The 24076-nt window shown below is 36.9% G+C and carries 22 protein-coding genes and 1 riboswitch; of the genes, 20 read left to right on the forward strand and 2 right to left on the reverse strand.

Features of this window, described 5'->3' with window-relative positions; translation table 11 throughout:
- Positions 1-65: 65 nt before the first annotated feature.
- The 4 genes from noc (at position 66) to ACWPVE_RS09170 (ending at position 3875) form a co-directional block, all read left to right on the forward strand.
- Positions 66-971 (forward strand): nucleoid occlusion protein, encoded by a 906-nt coding sequence (gene noc / locus ACWPVE_RS09155; protein WP_453992636.1) that lies wholly within the window; start codon positions 66-68, stop codon positions 969-971.
- A 413-nt stretch (positions 972-1384) separates the two neighbouring features.
- Positions 1385-2146: a ParA family protein gene (locus tag ACWPVE_RS09160; RefSeq protein WP_453992638.1), complete on the forward strand. Its 762-nt coding sequence runs from the start codon at positions 1385-1387 to the stop codon at positions 2144-2146.
- Positions 2139-2996 carry a ParB/RepB/Spo0J family partition protein gene (locus ACWPVE_RS09165; RefSeq protein WP_453992640.1) on the forward strand — a complete coding sequence of 286 codons (858 nt, stop codon included), beginning with the start codon at positions 2139-2141 and terminating at the stop codon, positions 2994-2996. The genes ACWPVE_RS09160 and ACWPVE_RS09165 overlap by 8 nt, the downstream gene beginning before the upstream one ends.
- A 141-nt stretch (positions 2997-3137) precedes the next feature.
- Positions 3138-3875 (forward strand): DUF554 domain-containing protein, encoded by a 738-nt coding sequence (locus ACWPVE_RS09170; RefSeq protein WP_453992642.1) that lies wholly within the window; start codon positions 3138-3140, stop codon positions 3873-3875.
- Positions 3876-3905: 30 nt separating this feature from the next.
- On the opposite strand, the gene yyaC is transcribed toward ACWPVE_RS09170, so the two are convergent.
- Positions 3906-4523, reverse strand: coding sequence for a spore protease YyaC (yyaC, locus tag ACWPVE_RS09175; protein ID WP_453992644.1), 618 nt, complete (start codon positions 4521-4523; stop codon positions 3906-3908).
- A 138-nt stretch (positions 4524-4661) separates the two neighbouring features.
- Between yyaC and ACWPVE_RS09180 the strand changes: the two genes are divergently transcribed.
- From ACWPVE_RS09180 to rpsR, 7 genes are all read left to right on the forward strand, one after another.
- Positions 4662-5678 carry a YkvI family membrane protein gene (locus ACWPVE_RS09180; protein WP_453992645.1) on the forward strand — a complete coding sequence of 339 codons (1017 nt, stop codon included), beginning with the start codon at positions 4662-4664 and terminating at the stop codon, positions 5676-5678.
- A 234-nt stretch (positions 5679-5912) separates the two neighbouring features.
- Positions 5913-6110, forward strand: coding sequence for a DUF951 domain-containing protein (locus tag ACWPVE_RS09185; RefSeq protein WP_453992647.1), 198 nt, complete (start codon positions 5913-5915; stop codon positions 6108-6110).
- 336 nt (positions 6111-6446) lie between these two features.
- Positions 6447-8456, forward strand: coding sequence for a molybdopterin-dependent oxidoreductase (locus ACWPVE_RS09190; RefSeq protein WP_453992649.1), 2010 nt, complete (start codon positions 6447-6449; stop codon positions 8454-8456).
- Between the two features lie 111 nt (positions 8457-8567).
- Complete coding sequence (ychF, locus tag ACWPVE_RS09195) at positions 8568-9668, forward strand: redox-regulated ATPase YchF (protein WP_453992651.1); 1101 nt, start codon at positions 8568-8570, stop codon at positions 9666-9668.
- Positions 9669-9944: 276 nt separating this feature from the next.
- On the forward strand, positions 9945-10232 hold the full coding sequence (gene rpsF, locus ACWPVE_RS09200) for a 30S ribosomal protein S6 (protein WP_453997436.1): 288 nt from the start codon (positions 9945-9947) through the stop codon (positions 10230-10232).
- A 55-nt stretch (positions 10233-10287) separates the two neighbouring features.
- Entirely contained in the window at positions 10288-10854 is a 567-nt protein-coding gene (gene ssb / locus ACWPVE_RS09205; RefSeq protein WP_453992653.1) for a single-stranded DNA-binding protein, read from the forward strand.
- 48 nt (positions 10855-10902) lie between these two features.
- Entirely contained in the window at positions 10903-11142 is a 240-nt protein-coding gene (gene rpsR / locus ACWPVE_RS09210; protein ID WP_010677416.1) for a 30S ribosomal protein S18, read from the forward strand.
- A gap of 103 nt (positions 11143-11245) precedes the next feature.
- Here the strand turns inward: rpsR and thiT are convergent, their stop codons facing one another.
- On the reverse strand, positions 11246-11809 hold the full coding sequence (gene thiT / locus ACWPVE_RS09215) for an energy-coupled thiamine transporter ThiT (protein WP_453992656.1): 564 nt from the start codon (positions 11807-11809) through the stop codon (positions 11246-11248).
- A 75-nt stretch (positions 11810-11884) separates the two neighbouring features.
- Positions 11885-11986, reverse strand: a riboswitch (TPP riboswitch).
- 251 nt (positions 11987-12237) lie between these two features.
- On the opposite strand from thiT, the gene ACWPVE_RS09220 reads away from it, so the two are divergent.
- The 9 genes from ACWPVE_RS09220 to ACWPVE_RS09260 all read left to right on the forward strand — a co-directional run bounded on the left by ACWPVE_RS09220 (position 12238) and on the right by ACWPVE_RS09260 (position 24072).
- Positions 12238-13167 carry a YybS family protein gene (locus ACWPVE_RS09220; protein WP_453992657.1) on the forward strand — a complete coding sequence of 310 codons (930 nt, stop codon included), beginning with the start codon at positions 12238-12240 and terminating at the stop codon, positions 13165-13167.
- A gap of 27 nt (positions 13168-13194) precedes the next feature.
- Positions 13195-15168, forward strand: a complete 1974-nt coding sequence (locus ACWPVE_RS09225) for a DHH family phosphoesterase (RefSeq protein WP_453992659.1) — start codon at positions 13195-13197, stop codon at positions 15166-15168.
- Complete coding sequence (gene rplI, locus ACWPVE_RS09230) at positions 15165-15611, forward strand: 50S ribosomal protein L9 (RefSeq protein WP_453992661.1); 447 nt, start codon at positions 15165-15167, stop codon at positions 15609-15611. The genes ACWPVE_RS09225 and rplI overlap by 4 nt, the downstream gene beginning before the upstream one ends.
- A gap of 396 nt (positions 15612-16007) precedes the next feature.
- Complete coding sequence (gene dnaB, locus ACWPVE_RS09235; RefSeq protein ID WP_453992663.1) at positions 16008-17372, forward strand: replicative DNA helicase; 1365 nt, start codon at positions 16008-16010, stop codon at positions 17370-17372.
- A gap of 387 nt (positions 17373-17759) precedes the next feature.
- The gene (locus ACWPVE_RS09240; RefSeq protein ID WP_453992665.1) at positions 17760-19193 is read left to right on the forward strand and encodes a peptidoglycan DD-metalloendopeptidase family protein; all 1434 of its coding nucleotides are present in this window, start codon (positions 17760-17762) and stop codon (positions 19191-19193) included.
- 240 nt (positions 19194-19433) lie between these two features.
- The gene (yycF, locus tag ACWPVE_RS09245) at positions 19434-20141 is read left to right on the forward strand and encodes a response regulator YycF (protein ID WP_453992667.1); all 708 of its coding nucleotides are present in this window, start codon (positions 19434-19436) and stop codon (positions 20139-20141) included.
- An 8-nt stretch (positions 20142-20149) separates the two neighbouring features.
- The gene (gene walK, locus ACWPVE_RS09250) at positions 20150-21985 is read left to right on the forward strand and encodes a cell wall metabolism sensor histidine kinase WalK (RefSeq protein WP_453992669.1); all 1836 of its coding nucleotides are present in this window, start codon (positions 20150-20152) and stop codon (positions 21983-21985) included.
- Positions 21966-23309, forward strand: coding sequence for a YycH family regulatory protein (locus ACWPVE_RS09255; RefSeq protein ID WP_453992671.1), 1344 nt, complete (start codon positions 21966-21968; stop codon positions 23307-23309). The genes walK and ACWPVE_RS09255 overlap by 20 nt, the downstream gene beginning before the upstream one ends.
- Positions 23296-24072, forward strand: a complete 777-nt coding sequence (locus tag ACWPVE_RS09260) for a two-component system regulatory protein YycI (RefSeq protein WP_453992673.1) — start codon at positions 23296-23298, stop codon at positions 24070-24072. The genes ACWPVE_RS09255 and ACWPVE_RS09260 overlap by 14 nt, the downstream gene beginning before the upstream one ends.
- Positions 24073-24076 lie beyond the last annotated feature (4 nt).

A 24076-nucleotide genomic window follows, 5' to 3' on the forward strand; every position in this document is an offset into this window, starting at 1 on the left:
ATAGAAGGAATGAGAGAGAGAAAGTCGAATTTGTAATAGTGGGAGTTCTAAGGGGTGGTGGAATTATGAGGCATCCATTTTCACGATTATTTAGCATCGGTGAAAAAGATGACAAACAACAAGTGAATCAAGAACAGGTGATTGAAACACAATTACAAGATTCAATAGATGATGAAGAAACACACCTGAATGAAGAAGTACGACAAATTCCTATAAATGAAATTGTTCCAAACCGATTTCAACCAAGAACTGTTTTTGCTGAAGATAAAATAAGAGAACTTGCATTAACGATTCGTACACATGGAATTATCCAACCTATTGTTGTACGAAAATTTGCGGACCATCAGTATGAAATCATTGCAGGTGAACGACGTTGGAGAGCTGTTCAGACCCTTGAATGGGAAACGATTCCAGCCATTGTTAAGGAATTTAATGACGCTGAAACCGCATCAGTTGCATTAATCGAGAATCTACAGCGAGAAGAACTGTCAGCCATTGAAGAAGCGTATGCATATGCTAGATTAATAGAATTACATAATCTGACACAGGAAGCGTTAGCTCAACGATTGGGAAAGGGTCAATCAACAATCGCGAATAAGCTACGTTTATTAAAGTTGCCTGAAGAAGTTCAACAAGTACTCCTACAAAAGAAGCTTACAGAGCGTCATGCGCGGGCATTGATTCCTCTTAAGGACCCTGAAAAGCAAATAAAGCTTATGCATGACATTATTGAAAAAGAGTTGAATGTAAAGCAAACAGAAGACCGTGTCGTTAAAATTCTTGAGTTAGAAAAGGAACAAAAGCGACCAAAGCCTAAATTCAAGGCAGTAAGCCGTGATATGAGAATAGCGATGAACACCATTCGTCAATCCTTAACCATGGTTGAAGAAAGTGGTGTATCTTTAAATACAGAAGAAGAAGAGTTCGACGAATACTATCAATTTACAATTCGAATTCCCAAAAATAAATAAAGTACTGAAATTTCCTTACCTATACATGGTGAGGAAATTTTTTTGATTATATCTTAGATTAAATGTACTTAGTTTTCATAGAAATGTTTCACGTGAAACATTTTTGGATAATTTTTTATCAAAAAGATAAACCCTATCATTTTTTCATGATAGAATAGAAAAAGTGATAGTATTAACTTATTCAATGATTGTTCCAAAAACAATCGTTGAATGAGTTACGGCCTCTGGCGTAGATATGCGATTAATTTAAGGAAGTTTTATGGAAAAAATCAATAACTTGGTGTCACATCTGAGTGGACAAGTCTTTGTGATTACATAATTCCTGAAAATCTTTGTATTCATACGCTAAGGCAAATAGATTAAAACCTCACTATGTAAATAAATTAGTAGGATAGTAGAAAGTAGGTGACATCGTGGGGAAAATCATCTCAATCGCCAATCAAAAGGGCGGAGTAGGGAAAACGACTACTTCTGTTAACCTTAGTGCATGCTTAGCTTATATGGGAAAACGAGTTTTACTTGTTGATACTGACCCTCAAGGTAATGCAACGAGCGGGTGTGGCATAGAAAAAGCAAATGTAGATGAATGTATTTATGATGTTCTTGTTGAAGATGTTGCTGCAAAAAATGTAACCGTCTCAACAGTCGTTGAAAATTTAAATATAATCCCAGCAACGATACAGTTAGCTGGTGCTGAAATTGAATTAGTACCAACAATTTCTCGCGAAGTCCGTTTGAAAAGAGCATTAGAAGAGGTGAAGGATCAGTATGATTATATTATCATCGATTGTCCACCGTCTTTAGGACTGTTAACTTTAAATGCATTAACAGCATCTGATACTGTGATTATCCCAGTTCAGTGTGAATACTATGCACTTGAAGGACTTAGCCAGCTTTTAAATACCATTCGTTTGGTTCAGAAACACCTCAATACAGAACTAATGATTGATGGCGTTCTTCTAACCATGTTAGATGCAAGAACAAACCTAGGAATTCAAGTAATTGAAGAAGTGAAAAAGTATTTTCAAGATAAAGTTTATAAGACCATTATTCCAAGAAATATCCGTTTAAGTGAGGCTCCGAGTCATGGAGAGCCAATCATCATCTACGATCCAAAATCTAGAGGTGCTGAAGTGTACTTAGATCTTGCAAAGGAAGTGATTGCGAATGGCTAAGGGGTTGGGGAAAGGTATTAATGCTTTATTCACTTCAATGGAAGTAGGAAAAGAAGAGGTTGTCCAAGAAGTAAAAGTCACCGAATTACGCCCAAATCCATATCAACCTAGGAAAACTTTTGAGCCTGAGGCAATTGCCGAGCTGAAAGAGTCGATCCTTACACATGGCATTTTACAACCCATTATTGTTCGTAAAACCATTAAAGGATTCCAGATTGTTGCTGGAGAGAGACGATTTCGTGCGGCAAAGGAAGCGAAGCTAAATACTGTACCTGTTGTAGTTCGTGAATTAACCGAGCAACAAATGATGGAGATAGCGTTGCTTGAAAATCTTCAACGTGAAGATTTGTCACCAATTGAAGAGGCATTTGCTTACCAATCCTTACTCGACCATTTAAAGCTTACTCAAGAACAGCTTGCAAAGAGATTAGGAAAAAGCAGACCGCATATTGCGAATCACCTTAGACTTTTATCTCTTCCTAAGCATGTCCAGAACTTGATTTCTGAAGGGAAATTATCAATGGGACATGGCCGAACATTGCTAGGACTGAAAAAGAAGGAAAAACTAAATGCAGTTGTCGATAAGGTCATGGCAGAAGAACTTAATGTTCGTCAATTAGAATCGTTAATAAATCAACTAAATCAAAATGTTCCACGTGAAACATCTAAACCACCCAAAAAGGAAAAGGATATCTTTATTAAAGAACAAGAGTCTTTCCTGCGTGAGCGTTTTGGTACATCTGTATCGATAAAACAAACGAAGAAAAAAGGTAAAATTGAAATTGAATTCTTTTCAAATGAAGACCTTGAAAGAATTCTCGAATTACTAGATTCACCGAAAATTTCATAAGGTTAATATAAAACCTGCATGTTTTTATTCGTTTGAATAAAGACATGCAGCGTTTTTTATTAAAGGAAATATACGTGATTCGGGATGTCTAGGTCCATGAGCCTTGCATTTATATTATTTTATAACTAGGGGAAATGAGTAATGGTTCTATTGGGAACGATTGTGAATGGATTATGTATTGCAGCCGGAACCTTGTTAGGGAAAGTACTATACCGTATACCAGAAAAAATAAAAACTACTGTCATGCATGGCATCGGACTAGCTGTATGTTTACTAGGAATTCAAATGGGATTGAAAAGTGAACAATTTTTAATTGTCATTTTCAGCCTGGTGTTTGGAGGAATTCTTGGTGAATGGTGGGATCTTGAGGAAAAGTTGAACAAATTAGGGACGTGGATTGAACAGAAGGTAGGAGCGTCTTCAGGTGAAGGCACAATTGCAAAAGGATTTGTCACAGCGACCTTAATATTTGTAATTGGGGCCATGGCTATCATTGGTGCTCTTGATAGTGGAATACGTCATGATCACAGTGTTCTTTATACAAAATCAATCATAGACGGATTTACGAGTATCATATTAACGACAACATTAGGTATTGGTGTTCTATTTTCAGCAGTTCCTGTTATTCTTTATCAGGGTGCGATTGCTTTATTTGCGACACAAATTGATAAATGGGTACCTATAGAGTTAATGGACGCATTTATTGTCGAAATGACGGGAACAGGTGGATTAATGATTTTAGCTATTGGAACGAATCTACTAGGTATTACCCATATTCGTGTTGCAAACCTCTTACCTGGAATTCTCGTTGTAGCAATGATTGTTACGGCCATCTATTATTGGAACTCAATCATTCAATTTGCACAAGGTATTTTTTAAAACCTCTTCTAAAAAACAGAAGAGGTTTTTTTATAAGGTAAATCGATCCTCTTCAACATGATCTAGTTCCATTTTTCGAAGATACAAATAGTCTGCCTTGCAAATCCCGTTTGCAATTGTATTTGCTATTTTCATAACTAAACTGAGTCTTGTATTTTGAAGAACGAAAAACTCCATAAATCCGCTTACATTCACAATCCCTGTAATATGCATATCCCCAACAGGTGTTAAATCCTTATTTACGCCCGCACCAGGCTTGATAGGGCCTTCTCCGATAGTGATGGACCCAACATTCTTTAATCGCCCCAAACAGGCATCAATTCCAATGATAAAGGGGTTTGTATATCTTTTATTCATTTCATCTATTTTTTCTTGAAGATTAACTGCATGAATAGGTTCGTCCAATGTGCCATATACATGGAAGTGGGACAGTCCTTTTTCGGAAATTTTTGTACCAATTAATGGTCCAAGGCAGTCGCCAGTGGAACGATCGGTTCCAATACAAAAAATGATGATGGGCTGATTTATGGTTGCTGGGAGCATTGAAGTGATTCTTAAGGCAATATGGTGGTCAGCTAATTCTTGATCATGTGGAATACGAAATGGGTCCTTCTTATGATGGTCAAATAATTTATATCTAAGATTCATAGGTTTTTCACCCCTTTTTCACAGTAGTATCAGTATACGAAAGAATTTGACATTCTATACATCCGTTGGAAAAGAATCTTCGTATTACCATGAAAATGTTTTAGTAGATAGAGGGATTATGAGAAACGGGGGGATTATGTGTTTAAAGCAGGGGTTCGGTGGATGTTCTTAATCCTAGGAACGGCAATTGGTGCAGGCTATGCATCAGGAAGGGAGATTTGGGAGTTTTATGGTGAACAAAGCGGTTTAGCAATTCTGTTTTTTACGTTTATCTTTATCATCAGCTGTTACACGATTATGAAAATCAGTTATGAGAAACAAGCAGAACACTTTGTACCTGTGTTAAAGGAACTCATAGGGGAGAAAGTTGCCTATGTATATGATGCTATTACAATATTATATTTATTTTCAACGACGGTTGTCATGTTGGCTGGTGGTGGTGCAACCTTAGAATTATTTAATATTCCGTTTTGGTGGGGGATCCTCATTTTTGGTTTTCTTCTCGTACTTGTTTTTTTATGGAACATAAATGGTTTAGTTTCTATTAATATGGCAATCATACCAGTATTGATTATATTCCTAATCACAGTTTTATTTATTTTTCTATTAACTGGAGATAAGGAATTCTCATTTTCACTACAAGAACAAAGTAATTGGCCATCAGCATTTACGTTTACAGCGCTTAACATATTGCCTCTCGTTGCTGTTCTAGGTGCTATTGGAAAGGAAATGAAATCAAAGGGTGAAGCATGGGTTGCAAGTATTGGAAGTGGGCTATTTTTAGGAGTGATTACATTTATTTATAATGAGGCGCTTATTGAAATTGCACAAGAGATTATGTTTTACGAAATTCCCTTATTTGTCATTCTAAAAGATTTTCCTTATATAGCTGTTTTCACAATGTCCATTCTTTTATTTGGTGCTATATTCACAACGGCAGCATCTGGATTATTAGGATTATCTACACGTTTTAGGGAAAAAATGAAAATGCCTTTGTGGATGATTGCTATTCTTTTAATCGTGCTAATGGCGCCTTTTACGATTTTTGGTTTTTCTACACTCGTTTCGATCCTTTATCCTTTATATGGGATTGCTAACTTATATTTATTAGCGGTCATTTTGCTATATCCAATTGTAAATCGCTACAATTTATAAAGATTTCCTGATACAATATGACATATAAACATTGTGTGTTCAAAAAGAAAGATGAAGAAGACATAGAATTGCTAGACGATGTAGGTTTGGGAAGTGGAGAGTCTGTCATTCACACGCATACGTTAGATAGGTGATTTTCCTTTCCGATGAATGTAGAAACAAGGCAACGAAATACAATGTGTCAAATTCATCGCACTTTTTGAATATCCCATAAAAGATTAAAGGGTGAATGTCATGGTAGATAAAGACTATGGATTACATGATATTGTAGAAATGAAAAAGCCTCATCCTTGTGGTACTAATAAATGGAAAATTATTCGGTTAGGGATGGATATTCGGATTAAATGTGAGGGGTGTGCACACAGTGTACTTATCCCTAGAAAAGAGTTTACAAGGAAATTGAAGAAGATTTTAGTTAAGCATGAGGAATAAATCCTTGTGCTTTTTTATGTTTAGAAATATAAATTTTTACTTTGTGGATAATTTTAAAATTAGATTCCTTACCTCTAGCGCAAGCAGCCAGCTCCTTGAAGTCACAAGCCCAATCCGTCAAGAAGGTCAAGAACACGCCTTTAGCCATATCGTCTTAAGCTTGTTGGACTTACACAGGACATGGCAGTAGATAGTCGATGTTTCACTTTCAAGGCACATATGCATTTGTTCTGGTAAAACTTACGCATCTATTTAATAAATCAATTTTGTAGAATTTTTGAAATTGTAATTTATAATAGGGAATACAAGTTTAGTAGTTTTTTATATTGTTGGGAGATGAGGGGATTGGCCACATTTAAATCTTCATGTCCACTAAATTGTTGGGACAACTGTGGTTTTGTTGTTGAAGTAGAAAATGGAAAAGTCGTGAAAGTTGACGGTGATAAAGAACACCCTATAACAAAAGGGAAAATTTGCGGAAGAGGACGTATGTTAGAAACGAGGACCAATTCTGAAGACCGAGTCCTTTATCCGATGAAGAAGATAAATGGAGAATTCAAACGCATTACATGGGAACAGGCATTAACAGAAGTTTCGGCAAGACTCGCTGATGTGAAAGAGAAATATGGTTCTACAGCAGTGTTGCATAGTCATGATTATGCAAATGGGGGACTTTTAACTAAGATACCGAAACGTTTCTTTAATTGTTTTGGTGGGTCGACGGAATTAATCGGTAGTATTTGTTGGGGATCTGGCATTGAAGCACAAACTTGGGATTTTGGCAATTCATTTAGCCATGCTCCAGATGATATATATAATAGCAAAAATGTTATCATCTGGGGGAGGAATGTTGCACGGACGAATATGCATTTATTCGGTTACTTACAGGAAGTGAAGAAGAAGGGTACAAATATAATTGTTATTGACCCAATTTATAATGGGACAGCAAAAATTGCTCATTCCTATGTCTCCATTACTCCTGGAATGGATGGGTTTTTAGCCATTGGAATCATGAAAGAATTGCATCGCTTAGATTTACAGGATAAACATTTCATTTCAAATTATACAGTTGGTTATGAAGACTTAATGGAGACCATACATTCTATTTCGATGGAACACATCGAAAACGTGACAAATGTTCCACGTGAAACAATTACTCAATTAGCACACGTTTATAGTGAGGGACCTACGACAACTTACTTGGGATTAGGGATGCAACGTTACGAAAATGGAGGAAACACGATCCGCTTAATAGATGCACTTGTTGCGGTAAGTGGAAATGTGGGTATTTCAGGTGGCGGAGTTAATTTTGGGAATACACAGGTCGGTCAAAGTTTTGATAGTGCAGCATTAACTCTTCCAGAAAGAAAGAAATCTTCAAGGTCCTTTGTTATGTCCGAACAGGCAGAAAATATATTAAACGCTTCAGAACCACCAATAAAAATGATCATTGTGTCAAGTGGTAATCCATTAACACAAGTTCCCAATACGGCTCTTGTAGAAGAGGCCTTTACCTCAGTAGAAACATTAGTTGTACTCGAGCAGTTTATGACGGACACGGCAAGACTAGCAGATTATGTACTTCCATCAGCGACTTCGTTTGAGGAAGAGGATATCTACTATTCCTCGATGTTTCATCATTATGTCAATTATGGGCCAAAACTTGTAGAGGCACGCGGCGATGCAAAGTCAGATGTGTGGATATGGACTGAATTAGCCAAAAGACTTGGATTTGGTGAAGAATTTGATTATACAAGAGAAGAATTTATTAAAATGGGATTAGGTTCTTTACAAGAAAAGGGAGTTACATTTGAGGCAATTAAGGAAAAAGGTCATGTTCCATTGCCTGTAAGTCATGTTCCATGGCATGATTTTAACTTTGCGACCCCGTCTGGGAAATTTGAATTTACTTCATCTGTAGGAGAGACGAAAGGGTATGATGGACGTCTAAAGATATCTTATCCAAGAGAATCTCAGTTTTCAGATCAAGAGTTGGCTAAAAAGTATCCATATACCTTACTAACAATTCATCCACTTCGCTCAAATCATTCACAGCATTATCATTTGATTAAAGCGTTGCAGACGGTAAAGGTTGAGATTTCAAAGGACATTGCAGATCGTAAAGGACTTAAACCTGACGATAAAGTAAGAGTATTTAATGACCGAGGAGAGATTACGGGACACGTCCAAATTTTGAAAGAGTCCTCACCAAATGTCATTTGTATTGATGAAGGACAATGGCATATTTTTGGTGGAAGTGTCAATCAACTTACTTCGCATCAGAAGTCAGATAATGGACTCGGCAGTACGTTATATGATTGCTTAGTTGGGATTGAGAAAGTATAAGGAATATTTTTACGCAAGCCGTTTCTAGACGGAACGGCTTGTTTTTTTGATAAGGAATATCTATAATTGTTGAAGGCTAGTAGTTTCGTGATTAGAGGAGTGGAAAAATCAATGGCGTTAACAGCAGGTATCGTTGGTCTTCCGAATGTTGGAAAATCAACTCTTTTTAATGCAATAACTCAAGCAGGTGCAGAATCAGCGAACTACCCATTCTGTACAATTGACCCCAATGTAGGGATTGTTGAAGTTCCAGATGAGCGTTTAAATAAATTAACAGAATTAGTACAACCGAAAAAGACCGTACCAACCACCTTTGAATTCACTGATATTGCAGGGATTGTGAAGGGAGCAAGTAAAGGGGAAGGTCTTGGAAATAAATTCTTATCACATATCCGTCAAGTAGATGCAATTTGTCATGTTGTACGCTGTTTTGCCGATGATAATATTACACACGTAGCGGGGAAAGTTGACCCGATTGCTGATATTGAAACCATTAATTTAGAGTTAATTTTAGCAGATTTAGAATCAGTGGATAAGCGTATTGATCGTGTAGCAAAGCTTGCAAAGCAAAAAGACAAGGATGCTGTTGCAGAGCATGAGGTGCTTGTGCAATTAAAGGATGCATTTGAAAATGAACAACCAGCTCGTGCATTGGAATTTACTGAAGAACAAATGAAGGTTGTAAAAGGAATGCATTTACTGACTAGTAAACCTGTTTTATATGTGGCGAATGTCAGTGAGGATGATGTGGCAGACCCTTCTTCAAACGAATATGTACAGGTGGTTCGTGAATTTGCACAAAAAGACAATGCTGAGGTAATTGTTGTATGTGCAAAAATTGAGTCTGAGATTGCGGAACTTGACGGGGAAGAGAAAGCTATGTTCCTTGAAGAATTAGGTATTGAGGAGTCTGGGCTTGATCAATTGATTCGTAATGCGTATCACTTATTAGGACTGGCTACGTATTTTACCGCTGGAGTGCAAGAAGTGAGAGCGTGGACGTTTAGAAAAGGAATGAAAGCACCACAGTGTGCAGGTATTATTCACTCCGATTTTGAGAGAGGCTTTATCCGCGCAGAGACGGTTTCGTATGAAGACTTACTTGCAGCTGGTAATATGAATGCGGCTCGTGAGGCTGGTAAGGTACGTTTAGAGGGAAAAGAATATATCGTTCAAGATGGAGATGTTATTCATTTCCGATTTAATGTATAAGGTTTTGTAAGGAAAAGCGCCACAGGACAAGTATTTGTTTTGTGGCTTTTTATTCACTTAGCCACAAAACAAATGCGCAATTGTACTTCTCCATGCTTTTTGGCGAGGATAAAAAGTGTTAAAAAAGTCTGGTTAATTGCCCTAATTAAGATTGTAGAATCAGTTCTTGCCTACAATATATTCATGTGATATAATATCTTTCTGTGAGTAATTAAAATAATTGCTCCTTGCCCTTTTTAGATAAAGGGCCGTTAGTCCAAAAGGAGGTGTAACGTGATGAAAAAATACGAAATTATGTATATCATCCGTCCAAACATTGATGATGAAGCGAAAAAGGCTTTAGTTGAGCGTTTTAATGGCGTTTTAACTGAAAATGGTGCGGAGATTACAAACGTAAAAGAATGGGGTAAGCGCCGTTTAGCATACGAAATCAATGATTTCCGCGATGGTTACTACATGATTCTTAACGTAATGTCAAACGCTGAAGCTGTTAGCGAATTCGATCGTTTAGCAAAAATCAACGAAGACATTATCCGTCATATCATTGTTAAAGAAGAAGAATAAGAAATTTTAGAGAGTATAGACTCTGTTTCAATATCCTGTTAAGGAGATGGTTCTGATGATGAATCGCGTAGTTCTTGTAGGGAGACTTACCAAGGACCCTGAATTACGATATACCCCAAGTGGAGTTGCGGTTGCAACCTTTACGCTTGCAGTGAATCGAACATTTACTAATCAGTCAGGTGAACGTGAAGCTGACTTCATTAATTGCGTCGTATGGCGCCGACCAGCTGAAAATGTTGCAAACTTCCTAAAGAAGGGAAGCTTAGCAGGTGTAGATGGTCGTCTTCAAACAAGAAATTATGAAGGACAGGATGGCAAACGCGTATATGTTACAGAGGTTGTGGCAGAAAGTGTTCAGTTCCTTGAACCAAGGAATGCTAATGACCAACAACGAAGCGGTGGAGGTAACTTTGGTGGTGGCTATGGCGGCGGTAACCAAGGCGGCTATGGTGGCAATCAAGGTGGATTTGGAGGCAACCAAGGCGGTGGCCAAGGTGGCTATTCTCCATTTGGACAGAGTCAGAACCCAAATCAAAATCAAGGACCTACAAGAGTAGACCAAGATCCATTTGCAAATGATGGACAACCTATCGATATTTCAGATGATGATCTACCATTCTAACTTGTAAGTCAATCGAATATATACATTTGTCGGAAGGAGGAAAAAGAAATGGCAGGCGGACGTAAAGGTGGACGTGCAAAGCGTCGTAAAGTGTGTTACTTCACAGCTAATGGAATTACACACATCGATTACAAAGAAGTAGATTTACTTAAAAAATTCGTTTCTGAACGTGGTAAAATCTTACCTCGTCGTGTAACTGGTACAAGTGCGAAATACCAACGTAAATTAACAGTTGCTATTAAACGTGCTCGTCAAATGGCATTATTACCATATGTATCTGGTGAATAATATCCAAAAAAGGCGATGACCCTTCAATGTGGTCATCGCTTTTTTTATTGCTGTTTTAACAAAAAAGAACCACAATAATTCATTTATGTGGTTCCTTTAGTAACTATTTTTTAAGAATGAAAAAGCGTGGTGAAGCAATGGTTAAGATAGACAATATAATGGAACATAACGCGAATGTAGCTAGCATTGTAATCCCGTTTAAGCTGAAGGAGTACCATGCTGGGTTTTCAATTTCTGGTGCAAAATATTCAATAAAGAGAAAACCTGCTAGAAAGTGCCAGAAATAACGAGCAAGACTTCCAATAAATATTGCAAAAGTAATAGCGAAAATAGCTTTTGATTTTTGATCATTTGTTAAACTTTCTTGTACGATAGATTTGAATATTCCTCCTAAGCCAATGAATGAAAAGGCAAGGATATATTCCATAATAGCTTGAACAGGGTGCACAATCCATGGATCGAATACGATTTGAAGTAATCCCCATAATAGTCCAGATAACATCCCTATTTTTAAACCCCATCTTAAGGCAATAATAAAAACAGGGACCATAGCAAATGAAATAGATATGGCTGGAGAAAGTTTAATGGATGGAAGTAGATCTAAAACTAGGGCTAACGCTGCAAAAATAGCTGCTTCAATCATTGCTTGTAATCTTGTATTTCGCATAAAAAAATCCCCCTTGAAGTAGTTGAAAAAATAACGAACCTCAAAGGAGAACAATTATTAAAAGAAAGACGTTCTCGCAGAATATCTCCACATCCCTACGCTAGTGTTAACTAACAGGTTCGAAGGGTCTGAACTTGGACGTTCACTCTCAGCAATATTGCTCCCCTTGTGGTTACGTTTATTATTCACTACTATCATAATCGAAAATAGGGAAAAGTAAAACAAAAAGATCGCATGTGTTAATGAACAAGTAATAAATTACGCAGAAGTTCGAAAGTTGAAGACTTGATAGTAAAACTTTAAAATAGAAAGTGATTGTTTTTTGTGTCTAGCTCTAGAAGCCATCAGCTCTTGTGGTTAAAGCTTATGATTGTTGCTGATAAGGCGGGTGTGCTTAGAGCTTTTCTAATTTAAGTTGAGGTGAAAAGGTGAAGAATACAAAATTAATAACAGAAGGGACCGTGCTACTCGCGGTATACAGTGCACTGTTACTACTCTCTTTATATATCCCACTCATAGGAACAGTGTTAGTAGTGCTTTTACCCTTACCTTTTATTCTGTTTACGGTAAAGCATGGGATAAAAATGTCATTGCTTTTTTTCCTAATAGCCTTTTTATTATCTGGTTTATTAGGTTTTGTAATGGGAATTATACTTACGATTATGTTTGGGGTTACAGGAATACTATTAGGGGAAATGATCAACAGAGGAAGAAATGGAATCGAGCTTTTCTTAGGTAGTTGTTTGGCTTATTTGTTTTCGTTCGTTCTTCTTTATATAACTGTTATAGGTGTGTTACAAATTGACATTAATGAAGTACTTATTGAAAGTTCACGAGAATCTTTAGAGATCGTCGAGAGTATAATGGGTGCAACAGGGGGCGAAGCCAATACACAACTCGTCACACAAATTGAGGAGTCTGTTAAAATGATGCAGTACTTAATGCCAAGCATGTTTGTGTTTATGGCGATGGTTCTAGCATTCATTCAAGTTAAGGTGATTAAACCTGTACTTATACGCCTCCAAGTGAAAATGAATCCATTCCCTCCGTTTCGTGAAATCCATTTTCCAAAAAGTATTTTATGGTATTATTTATTGATTTTACTTATTAGCTTTGTTGAAATGGAAATAGGCACATTTGGATATACCGCCTTTATAAATTTCTTTTTTATTTTGCAGTTATTTATGGTGATTCAAGGATTGTCATTTATTTATTATTACTGTCATCAAAAAGGAATCACAATAGCCGTTCCGATTGTATTGACAATCTTAACCCCATTTCTCCTTTATATTATACGAATCTTAGGTATAATTGACTTAGGATTCCAACTGCGAAATCGAATTAGTAAAAAGAAGTAAAACAAAGCTTTAGGAGCTGAAAATTACATGCCAGACTTTTACAAAAGGAAGTTATTTCGCTATCCCTTATATGCTTTGCTTGCCATCACAAGTATATATAGTGCCATTCTCTTTTATTTTCACTGGATAATTGGGTTAGCAAGTTTTCTGCTCCTTGGTATCATTGCCTATTATTTATATAAAGCAAACTCACATCTCAAAAGGGAAATGGAGCATTATATCTCGACCCTTTCATATCGTTTAAAAAAGGTTGGCGAAGAGGCATTAATGGAAATGCCGATTGGAATCTTACTCTATAATGATGAATTTCAGGTTGAGTGGGCCAACGCCTATTTATCGAATTGTCTTGATGCCGACACATTAGTGGGAAGGTCGTTGTATGAGATTGAGGAATTAATTGTCCCACTTATTCAGCAGGAAGTTGAAAGTGACACGATTACATTAAATGAACAGAAATATAAGGTGATTATCAAGAGAGAAGAACGATTGCTTTATTTCTTTGATGTAACCGAACAAATGGAAATTGTGCAATTGTATGAGGCGGAGCGAACCGTATTAGGGTTTATCTTTTTAGACAACTACGATGAAGTAACCCAAGGAATGGATGACCAACGAAAGAGTTCATTAAACAGTCAAGTTACATCCATTTTGAACGAATGGGCAAACGAGCATGGTGTATTTTTAAAAAGAACCTCGTCTGAGCGATTTATTGCCGTGTTGAATGAGGAAATCTTATCGAATCTAGAAAAAACAAAGTTTACAATCCTAGACGATGTAAGAGAAAATACAGCTAAGGAAAGTGTGGCAGTAACGCTAAGTATTGGAATTGGAATAGGTGTATCGACACTCCCAGAATTAGGGATAGCCGCGCAATCAAGTTTAGACCTTGCATTAGGACGTGGTGGAGACCAAGTTGCAATCAAACTTCCGAATGGAAAGGTCAAATTTTATGGCGGTAAAACGAATCCAATGGAAAAGCGGACTAGAGTCCGTGCACGCGTGATTTCACATGCTTTAAAGGAAATTGTATTAGATAGTGATAAAGTCATCATAATGGGCCATAAATACCCTGATATGGATGCGATAGGAGCATCTATTGGGATCTTAAAAGTGGCACAAATGAATCATAAAGAAGGATATATTGTGTTAAACCCGAGCGAGATTGATTCAGGCGTTGGGCGTTTACTAGAGGAAGTAAAGGAAAATTCGGATTTATGGTCGTATTTTATTACACCAGAACAGGCGCTTGAAATCGCTTCTAGTGATACACTGCTTGTTATCGTTGATACCCATAAACCATCCCTAGTTATTGAGGAAAAGCTCGTATCTAAAATTGATAAAATCGTTGTGATTGATCATCATCGACGTGGTGAGGAATTTATTCAATCACCTTTACTTGTCTATATGGAGCCATATGCATCGTCCACAGCTGAGTTAGTAACGGAACTTCTTGAATATCAACCAAAGCGGAAAAAAATAAGCATGCTCGAGGCAACCGCACTACTAGCTGGAATCATCGTAGATACAAAGAGCTTTACGCTTCGCACTGGATCGAGAACGTTTGATGCAGCATCATATCTTCGAGCACAAGGTGCTGATACCGTCCTAGTTCAGAAATTCTTAAAGGAAAACATGGATCACTTTAAAAAGCGCTCTAGGCTAATTGAGTCAGCATTTATTTATAAAAATGGAATAGCGATTGCAAAAGGGAAGCAAAACGAAACTTATGACCAAGTGATGATTGCCCAAGCTGCGGATACATTACTCACAATGAATGATGTTGTTGCTTCATTCGTTATTTCCGTTCGAAATGATTCAAGAGTGGGAATCAGTGCCCGTTCATTAGGGGATATCAATGTTCAACTTATTATGGAAGGTCTAGGTGGCGGTGGTCATTTAACAAATGCAGCTACCCAGTTGGAAGATGCAACAATTGAAGAAGCAGAAGAACAATTACTTTTAGTAATAGATGAGTATTTAGAGGGAGGAACCAAGAAATGAAAGTTATATTCTTAAAAGATGTAAAAGGAAAAGGGAAAAAAGGTGAAGTAAAGAACGTATCTGATGGGTATGCACACAATTTCCTATTCAAACAAAACCTTGCGATTGAAGCGACACCAGCAAACTTAAAAACTTTAGAAGCAAAGAAGAAAAAGGAATCAAAGGAAGCTGCTGAGGAGCTCGCACAATCAAAAAAATTGAAAGAAACTCTCGAAGCTCTTACAGTAGAATTGCAAGCGAAAGCGGGAGAAGGCGGACGACTATTTGGATCTGTTACAAGCAAACAGATTGCGGATCAACTTGCAAAAAAGCATAATATTAAAATTGATAAGCGTAAATTTGACCTTCCAGATGGAATAAGAGCTTTAGGATACACAAATGTAACCGTGAAATTACATCCTGAAGTAACAGCAACTGTGAAGGTACATGTCAAAGAACAGTAATTTCCATTGAAATTGAATATAGAAAACAGATAGAATGAAAAATGTGGTTTTGTTTAAACAAGATCACATTTTTTATTGTATCGGAAAAATTTAAATTGGATCTTGTGGATCTTTTTTAAATAGATTATCTTTATTTAGCTCTCAGTGCCAACATATAACAGGTCTAGCCAATCCGTTAAGGACGTTAAAGAAAACGCCTTTAGTCGTATTGTCTTACGCTTGTCGGACTTATACAGGACCACAGAACGCTTGAGAGCATTAGTTTTTTTGAGGATGTTTTCACTTTCAAGGTGCTTACTCATTTGTATGTTGATTAGAAGCTATTTTCATTGGAATTATGGAAAAGAGAAGTATAATAGATAATAAACTACTATGTTTAAAGGGAGTGGAGAATAGTTGAGTGACATTTTTGCTGATCGTATTCCTCCGCAAAATATAGAGGCAGAGCAAGCTGTTCTAGGTGCCATTTTCCTAGAACCAAGCTCACTTACTCTTGCTTCAGAATTATTAATTCCAGAAGACTTTTATCGGACAGCACACCAAAAGATTTTTGATGCGATGCTAAACCTCTCAGATAAAGGTGAACCAGTTGACCTAGTTACGGTTACTTCTGAGTTAGCGGATGCAAAAATTTTAGATGAAATTGGCGGAGTTTCGTATTTAAGTGATTTAGCAAGCTCTGTTCCAACAGCTGCCAATATTGAATATTATGCAAAAATAATTGAGGAAAAATCAATTTTACGCAGACTTATTCGTACAGCAACGACGATTGCAACGGATGGTTATTCACGTGAAGATGAGGTTGATGCACTTCTAGGTGAGGCAGAAAAAAGCATTATGGAAGTAGCAAACCGCAAAAACGCGGGTGCTTTCCAAAATATTAAGGATGTCCTTGTCCAAACCTATGATAATATCGAAACTCTTCATAATCGTGTAGGTGATATTACAGGAATTCCAACTGGTTTTACTGAGCTTGACAAGATGACAGCTGGTTTCCAACGAAATGATTTAATTATTGTAGCTGCTCGTCCTTCCGTTGGTAAGACAGCCTTTGCCCTTAATATTGCACAAAACGTTGCAACGAAGACGGACGAGAATGTTGCCATTTTTAGTCTTGAGATGGGTGCAGATCAGTTGGTCATGAGGATGCTTTGTGCGGAAGGTAACATTAATGCCCAGAACCTTCGTACAGGGTCATTAACACCTGAAGATTGGAGTAAGCTAACAATGGCAATGGGTAGCTTATCAAACTCAGGGATTTATATTGATGATACGCCAGGTATTCGTGTCAATGAAATTCGTTCAAAATGCCGTCGTCTTAAGCAAGAAAGTGGATTAGGGATGATACTAATTGATTACCTTCAGCTGATTCAAGGTAACGGAAGAAGTGGAGAAAACCGACAACAGGAAGTATCTGAAATCTCACGTTCCCTAAAGGCATTAGCCCGTGAGTTGAAAGTTCCAGTTATCGCCCTATCACAGCTATCTCGTGGCGTTGAGCAAAGACAGGACAAGCGTCCAATGATGTCAGATATTCGTGAATCAGGAAGTATCGAGCAGGATGCGGATATTGTTGCGTTCTTGTATCGTGATGATTATTACGATAAAGAATCAGAGAATAAGAATATCATTGAAATCATTATAGCAAAACAACGTAACGGCCCAGTGGGAACAGTTTCACTAGCATTCGTAAAGGAATACAATAAATTCGTCAATTTGGAACGAAGGTTTGACGACGCAAATGTTCCACCAGGCGCATAAAAAAGAGACGTATCATCGTGATACGTCTCTTTTTTATGTATATGGCAATATATCTATGTAATAAATCTTCGCTTGTGTCTTTTGTTGTAAAATTTGACAAAAAACCTTAAAAATTTTGACGCCTGGTGAGACAAAAGGCTCATGTAGGTGTCAAAAAGCTACAATTATTGTGTCAAAAAATGACAGTAATACTACAATTATATTACATATTGGAAACTATTATCCTATTTCTTTAATTCTATGGTAAATTTAAAAAGGTATAAAATAGTGATTATTGTCGAACGATTAATACGTCTTGGCGTATTTTGTAAGATAACGCTTTTCAACTCACAAGGTGAGAGGAACGAATATTTCGGACAAGCAACCTTTGTTCAGGGAGGAAAGATCGTGTCAAACCAAAATGACCAGAAAAAAACACCAAGAAAATACATGAAATTTTTTAAACGAGTAGCAATAACATCCATTGCACTTTCTACACTTGTGTTTGGAACTGTATCAGCCGATAGAAAAATCCAAACGGTGTATCATATATACATAGATGGTGAAAGAATTGGAACAGTAGATTCTAAGAATGTGGTTGAAAAAGTAATCAACCAAAAGGTAGATTCTTTACAAGAACAGTATCAAGGACTTTCTTTAATTGCGGATAATGTCTCTATAGTTGAAGAACATGCTTTTTTACCTAGTTTCAATAACGAAACAACTAGAAAAAAATTAGAATCCGAGATTGAGATTGCAGCAGAAGCTAAGGCCATTACTGTTGATGGAGAGTCAGTTGCATTCCTTAAAAGTACTGAGGATGCAGAAGAAGCTCTTAAACAATTTAAATTACAGTATGTAAGTGAAGAGGATCTTCAAGAACTTGAATCCAGAAAGGACTCAGAAGAACCATTACCGACTTTGGCTGAAGGACAATCTCGTATATTAGACGTATCATTCGCGGAAGAAGTTTCAATTTCTGATGAAAAAATTTCACCAGAGCAAATTCATAATCCTGCCGATACGGTTACATTGCTTCAAAAGGGTACTTTAGAAGAGAAGAAGTATGAGGTCCAAGAAGGGGATGTACTCGGTTCGATTGCTGGAGATCATGATTTAAAGATTGCCGAGCTACTAGCGTTAAATCCAGATATGACCGAAGATTCACTGCTTCAAATTGGACAAGAACTAAATGTAACAGCGCATAAACCATTTTTAACAGTACAAGTAAAAATGGAGCAAAATAAAAAAGAAACCATTCAGTTTGAAACAAAGGTAAATGAAAATTCGAATATGTATAAAGGGGACAGAAAAGTAACCCAAGAAGGTCAAGATGGTGAAAAGTCTGTTCACGTTGAATATAAAATGGTCAATGGTGTGACTGTAGAAACAAATAAGCTTAATGAGACAATTATCAAAGAACCAGTGACTGAGATTATTGAAAAAGGAACAAAGGTTGTTCCATCAAGAGGTTCTGGTCAACTTGCATGGCCAGCAGTTGGTGGGTATATTTCCAGTAAAGTTGGATATAGATGGGGAAGACTCCATAAAGGTATTGATATTGCAAGACCAAGTAATCTAGCCATTAAAGCAGCTGACAATGGGACAGTTGTAGAAGCTGGTTATTCAGGTGGCTTTGGTAATAAAATTACGATTAATCATAACAATGGGATGAAGACAATTTATGCTCATTTGTCATCGATTGACGTACGCGTTGGACAAACAGTAACAAAAGGTCAACAAATTGGTGTAATGGGGTCAACTGGTAATTCAACCGGTACACATTTACACTTTGAAGTATATGTGAATGGATCTCTTAAAAATCCATTAGATTATTTTTAATAAATGATAGGATAAGCCTTCAGCATGATGCTGAAGGTTTTTTCATAAGCATAAAGAATTACGAAAAGGAAGTAAGGTATGGACGGACGACCTAATGATTGTTTTTTTAAACACATCTGATGATATACCTCCCTTTTTCTGCTAAAGTTAACAGTAAAGGTACAAAATAATAGTAGAAATTCGAACAATATAAAGTGATAAAAAAATGATTTATATTTCATGATGAAGGAGATAAGTCAAATGGAAAAAGTGATACTGGTAGTAGATGATGAGAAACCAATTGCAGATATATTACAGTTTAATCTGGAAAAAGAAGGGTATAAAGTTGTTTGTGCCTATGATGGTAATGAGGCATTAGAAAAGGTCGAGGAAGTAAATCCTGACCTTATTCTACTTGATATTATGCTTCCTCATAAAGATGGTATGGAGGTCTGTCGTGAAATTAGAAAGAAACATGATATGCCAATTGTCATGCTAACAGCAAAGGACTCTGAAATTGACAAAGTATTAGGGCTTGAGTTAGGTGCAGATGATTATGTCACAAAGCCATTTAGTACCAGAGAGCTACTTGCGAGGGTGAAGGCTAATCTAAGGAGACATCAGCAAATTTCAGAAGCGGTAAGTCAAGATACATCTAGTGAAATAACAGTAGGTTCCCTTGTGATCCACCCTGATGCATATGTGGTAAGCAAACGTGGTGAAACCATTGAACTTACGCATCGTGAATTTGAACTCCTGCATTACCTAGCAAAGCATTTAGGGCAAGTGATGACAAGAGAACACCTTTTACAAACGGTTTGGGGCTATGACTATTTTGGAGATGTGCGCACAGTGGACGTTACAGTACGCCGTTTACGTGAGAAAATTGAGGATAGCCCAAGTCACCCAACATGGATTGTTACAAGACGTGGAGTGGGTTATTATTTACGAAATCCAGATCAGGAGTAAATTGTCACATGAAAAGGCTAGGCTTTTTACAATCCATTCACTTTAAGTTTACACTTATTTATTTGCTTCTCATTTTAATTGCGATGCAAATTATCGGTGTATACTTTATAGGGAAATTAGAGCTACGATTAGTAGAAAATTTTAAAGTATCCTTAAATGAACGTGTTAACATGTTAGCATTTAGTATGGAGCAGGAAATGATTAAGGAGAGGGAAGACCCCTCCACATTAGAAAAGGATATTAGGGGACTTTTACAGGACTATGAGTCTGAAGATATTCAAGAAATAAGAGTCTACAATAACAAAAGTCGTGTAATAGGGAGTTCAGATCCGTACAACCAAGGAATAGTAGGACGTAAAACGGATGTAGATTTGGTCAAACGTACATTATTGCTTGGTGACAATCCAGATGAAGTACGATTAGATGATCTTAACTATGATCGAATGTATGTATCCTCGACGCCTATTCGCTCAAATGGCGAAATCATTGGTGCCATTTATTTAATTGCAAGAATGGAAAATGTCTATGATGATATAAAAGAAATAAATGATATTTTCGTAACAGGGACAGGTATTGCAATGGCGATAACAGCATTCTTAGGGATCTTTGTTGCTCAGACAATCACTAGACCTATTTCGGCGATGAGAAGACACGTTTTGGAGTTGGGAAGAGGAAATTATTCCAAAAAGGTAAAAGTGTTCGGACATGATGAGATTGGTCAGCTAGCCATGACCTTTAATAATTTATCGAGAAAAATACAAGATGCACAGGCAACAACAGAAGGGGAACGACGTAAGCTTTCTTCTGTATTGGCACATATGACAGATGGTGTCATTGCAACAGACAAAAAGGGTCGTGTTATTTTAATCAATAGCCCTGCAGAAGATATGCTACATGTTTCACGTGAAACAGTCCTTAATCAATCCATTGTATCTGTCCTAGGCTTGGATGAACAATACACGTTTGAACAGCTTGTTCATGATATTGATACGGAAATCCTTGATTTTAGTACTCATAAAAAGCAATACATTATAAAGGTTAACTTTTCAGTTATTAAAAAGGAATCGGGATTTATTAATGGTTTAATTGCGGTTTTATATGATGTGACAGAGCAAGAAAAAATTGAGAGTGAAAGAAGGGAGTTCGTAGCCAATGTTTCACACGAACTTCGTACTCCACTAACAACTATGCGAAGCTATCTGGAAGCACTTGCTGATGGAGCCTGGAAAGATGAAAAAATCGCACCACAATTTTTACATGTAACACAAACGGAAACTGAGCGGATGATTAGACTTGTTAATGATTTGTTGAAGTTATCAAAACTAGATAGCAAGGATTATCAGCTTTCAAAGGACATCATCAATTTCACAAAATACTTTCATAGAATTATTGACCGCTTCGAAATGACAAAGGAACAGCATGTGTCATTTATTCGAAATCTACCAGAGAAAGCCATTTATATTGAGATGGATCAAGATAAAATTACACAAGTGCTGGATAATATTATTTCAAATGCACTGAAGTATTCACCAGAGGGTGGAACAGTCACGTTCGAACTAACAGAAAAGAATGAGCAAATGCTTGTAAGTGTAAGTGATCAAGGGGTTGGAATACCTAAGGAAAATGTGAATCGAATTTTTGAACGTTTCTATCGAGTTGACAAAGCTCGTACTCGTAAATTGGGTGGTACAGGGTTAGGCCTAGCTATTGCAAAAGAGATGGTTGTTGCTCATGGAGGTAGAATTTGGGCTGAAAGTGAAGAAGGGGTTGGGACAACCATTTTCTTTACCATGCCTATAGATAAGAATCAAGAGGGACTAGAGGATGATTGGGATGAAGTATGAGTCAATAAAAACAGTGGTGTTAGTCATCTTAGTATTATCAAGCATTATACTAACTTGGTCTTTGTGGACGTATCAACCCCAATATAAGGACCTTGTTGGTACGGATGATTTAGTAGAAGACGTGACAACCAATAATCCGAAGGAAACCTCAAAGATCATCAAGCCAATTAAAATTCTATATCATATTGATGGCCAGCATTTTGGAACCTATAATGAGACAGAACTAAATAAAGTCATGAAAGAGATTCGACCTTGGGAAGTGAATGAGGTTCAAAATATTACACATGAAGTCCAGAACCAAGGTTTAGCGAATTTCTTAGGCAGAAATGGACATGTTGTGATATATTTTCCAGATTCACTTCCTTTGCAAATCTACAAATCCTTTCTCCACATTAATGATAAGGATCACTCATTGATTACATTTGATCGCTTAGTGCTTGATGTCAATACACATGACCAAGGAGAAGGGCGTGTGTACTTCCTATCTACCAGTGAGAACTTGGTATATGAAGGACAAGTAGATAGCGGATACATTAGTGAATTTAAAAGAAAATTTTATTCTACGGCAGCGAGATATCCAGAACAGATTGAATATGTGCTAACGGAATCAAATGCATTATATTTACCAAAGAATCAAGAGGTCGTAAATCGTTTTGACTACTTTATTGTCAATGAGATAGAAATTGATACGTTTATTGAACGCTTATTTACAAATCCAAGTCGTGTAAAAAGGGATGAGCTCACAACAGGTGAAGTTCATACAGATGGAACGAGGCTACTTAGAACCTATAATCACCAAAAATATATTGAGTTTACGAACCCTACGAGGATAAGTGAGGATCAGGTAGCAACAACAGATTTAATTCAAACAAGTATCGATTTTGTAAACGAGCATGTAGGGTGGACCGACGATTATCACTTTTTTAGTTGGAATAAAGAAAGTCAAACGACGGTATTCAAATTATACGTTGATAATATTCCTGTGTTTAGTCGCAGGGGACTCGTAGATATTACTCAGGAATGGAAAAACAATGATATCGCGAAGTATTTCCATCCATCTATCAGTTTGAGTTTCACATGGGATCCAATCGAGACGACTCTTCCAAACGGTGAAAGTGTGATGGAGTCCATTACAAATACGCCAAATTTTAATCCTGAATTACTAGAGTATGTAATGGTTGCTTATGAGCTTAGAGAGAATGATGATAATTCCCAATTTGTTTCACTACAACCAGTTTGGACATACAAGTATAATGGTAGTTGGTCAACAGTTGAGATGCTAGAAGATGAGGAGATGGGAGGAGAGAATAATGGATTGGAGTAAAACCAAGTCTTTGTTTATCATTACCTTCCTGATTCTTAACATCTTTCTTGGGTATCAGCTTGTACAAAAAAGGGATAGTAGTCAGCTAGGTGTCATTGCAGAGGCAAGTATTGATGAGAAACTAGCGAATGAGGAAATAACGTTTGACACCTTGCCAAAAGAGCCGAGGGAGTTAAGCTATATTAGTGGAAAAGTGAAGATATTTACAGAGGAAGATATAAAAGACCTTAAAAATCAGGATGTGAATATCGAAACAATTGGGGTATTAAAAAGTGAATTTCACGAACCTGTAAAAATTTCACTAACTGATCAGCTGAAAATCCAGCAATTCGCAAAGGATTATATTATTAATGGTGCCGATTATACAATTTGGAGTGTGGATGAAGAAGCAGGGGTAATTGTGTTGGTGCAACAATACCAAAACTATAAGGTTTTTGGTCAATCGACAAATATCAGTGGGGTCATTTACTTATATCTAAATGAGGAGCATGAGGTAGTGTCATACGAACAAACTTTGATTCCTGAATTTGAAGAACATGAATTAGAGAAGCTCATCACACCACTAGATATATTAGACAATCTTTATAATAATAATCATTTGAAATCGAAAAGTCATGTATCTAAAGTAGAAATTGTGTATTACCCACTTGTTCCTTATTCAGAGTCTCAGCTATTGGCACCAGCTTGGCATGTGGTCATAGATGATCAGACACATATTTACGTAAATGCGATTGAAGGACAAATTCTATATAAGACGGAGTGAATGA

This window comes from Bacillus nitroreducens (genome assembly GCF_964021195.1).